This window comes from Faecalibacterium tardum (genome assembly GCF_040096515.1).
In the GTDB taxonomy this organism is placed as follows: Bacteria; Bacillota; Clostridia; order Oscillospirales; family Ruminococcaceae; genus Faecalibacterium; species Faecalibacterium tardum.
In genome coordinates this window covers 1-1,957 of record NZ_JBBMEO010000087.1, presented here as the reverse complement: position 1 = coordinate 1,957, position 1,957 = coordinate 1, and the positions used below count along the sequence as shown (strand labels likewise).

General features: G+C 57.1%; 1 protein-coding gene. It reads left to right on the top strand.

Annotation, left to right across the window (positions count from 1 at the left end; translation table 11 throughout):
* Window positions 1-516: 516 nt before the first annotated feature.
* Window positions 517-1,806, top strand: coding sequence for an O-acetylhomoserine aminocarboxypropyltransferase/cysteine synthase family protein (locus WMO44_RS14835; RefSeq protein ID WP_015536893.1), 1,290 nt, complete (start codon window positions 517-519; stop codon window positions 1,804-1,806).
* The last annotated feature ends 151 nt before the right edge of the window (window positions 1,807-1,957 follow it).

Genomic DNA, 1,957 nt, shown 5'->3' with positions numbered 1-1,957 from the left:
CCCGGAGCGTCCGCAGACGCTCCGGGCTTCGTTTTTGCTTGCTTTGCCCGCAAAAGGAGCCGCTGTACAAAATGCTGTCGGGCGGGGGCGGTACGGACAAAATTATCATGCAAAAAATACATCCTTGAAAAAAGTGGAATTAACCTATTGACAAACTAGGTAGGACGGGATATAATGCAGACATCCAATCCACCAGTCTTGTAGGGAAATGAAACAGAGGTTCCCCGGCGGGTGGTACATAGAGGGATGGGAAAGTTTTACCGGAAGGAGGGCACAAAGATGAAGCTGATCTGGAAAGAACTGCTGCACGCGAATTATCGCTGTGGGCGAATGCATACCAACCGGGCACAGGCATCGGATGTGTACTGTATGTTGCCCTCGGCTGTGCGAATGTGCACCCGAATGTGACAGCAACAGCTCCGGTAGACCACACTGCCCGGTGCGTCTTTGAAAACGCATCGGGATTTTTTGTACACAATAATAATACTTTTAGTATATAAAGAGAGGTAAATGACAATGTCTGAATATAAATTTGAAACTCTGCAGCTTCATGTCGGTCAGGAGCAGGCCGACCCCGCCACCGATGCCCGTGCGGTGCCCATCTACCAGACCACGTCCTATGTGTTCCGCAACAGCCAGCACGCCGCCGACCGCTTCGGTCTGGCCGATGCAGGCAATATCTACGGCCGTCTGACCAACTCCACGCAGGATGTGTTCGAAAAGCGCATTGCAGCGCTGGAGGGCGGCGTGGCAGCACTGGCTACCGCTTCCGGTGCAGCCGCCATCACCTACACCATTCAGGCACTGGCACAGGCCGGTGACCACATCGTGGCACAAAAGACCATTTACGGCGGCAGCTATAACCTGCTGGCACACACCCTGACCCAGTTCGGCGTCAACACCACCTTCGTGGATGCCCACGACCTTGCACAGGTGGAGGCCGCGATCCAGCCCAACACCAAGGCTGTGTATCTGGAGACGCTGGGCAACCCCAACAGCGACATCCCGGATATCGACGCCATTGCCGCCATCGCCCACAAGCACGGCCTGCCGCTGGTCATTGACAACACCTTCGGCACCCCGTACCTCATCCGTCCCATCGAGCACGGCGCAGACATCGTGGTGCACTCTGCCACCAAGTTCATCGGCGGTCACGGCACCACGCTGGGCGGCATCATCGTGGACAGCGGTAACTTCGACTGGAAGGCCAGCGGCCGTTACCCCAACATTGCCGCCCCCAACCCCAGCTACCACGGCGTCTCCTTTGCAGACGCTGCAGGCCCTGCCGCGTTCGTTACCTATATCCGCGCTATCCTGCTACGTGATACCGGCGCTACCATCTCCCCCTTCAACGCCTTCCTGCTGCTGCAGGGCACCGAGACGCTGAGCCTGCGCATTGAGCGTCATGTGGAGAACACCAAAAAGGTGGTGGAGTTCCTCGCCAACCACCCGCAGGTGGAAAAGGTGAACCATCCCTCGCTGCCGGATCACCCGGATCACGCCCTGTACCAGAAGTATTTCCCCAACGGCGGCGCATCTATCTTTACCTTTAACATCAAGGGCGGCCGCGAGGAGGCCTTTACCTTCATCGACAACCTGAAGATCTTCTCTCTGCTGGCCAACGTGGCGGACGTGAAGAGCCTTGTCATCCACCCGGCCTCCACCACTCACAGCCAGCTGACCGATGCCGAGCTGGCCGAGCAGCAGATCTACCAGAACACCATCCGCCTGTCCATCGGCACCGAGCACATTGATGATATCCTTGCCGATCTGGAAGCCGGCTTCGCAGCCGTCCGCGGCAAGTAAGCAGCGATTCTCTTTCCCGCAAAGGGAATGTGATCTTCCTTTTATTCCTGTCCTAGTCTCCATAAGTGTGCGACAAGACCCCCGGCTGCCCGCCGGGGGTCTTGTCATCATAAAAAAGTGGTTCAGAAACGCCTGTGGGCGTTTCTGAACC

What these genes read in the sequence shown, in the direction of transcription:
- WMO44_RS14835 (WP_015536893.1), top strand. Translation starts at nt 517, where the DNA reads ATGTCTGAATATAAATTTGAAACTCTGCAGCTTCATGTCGGTCAGGAG.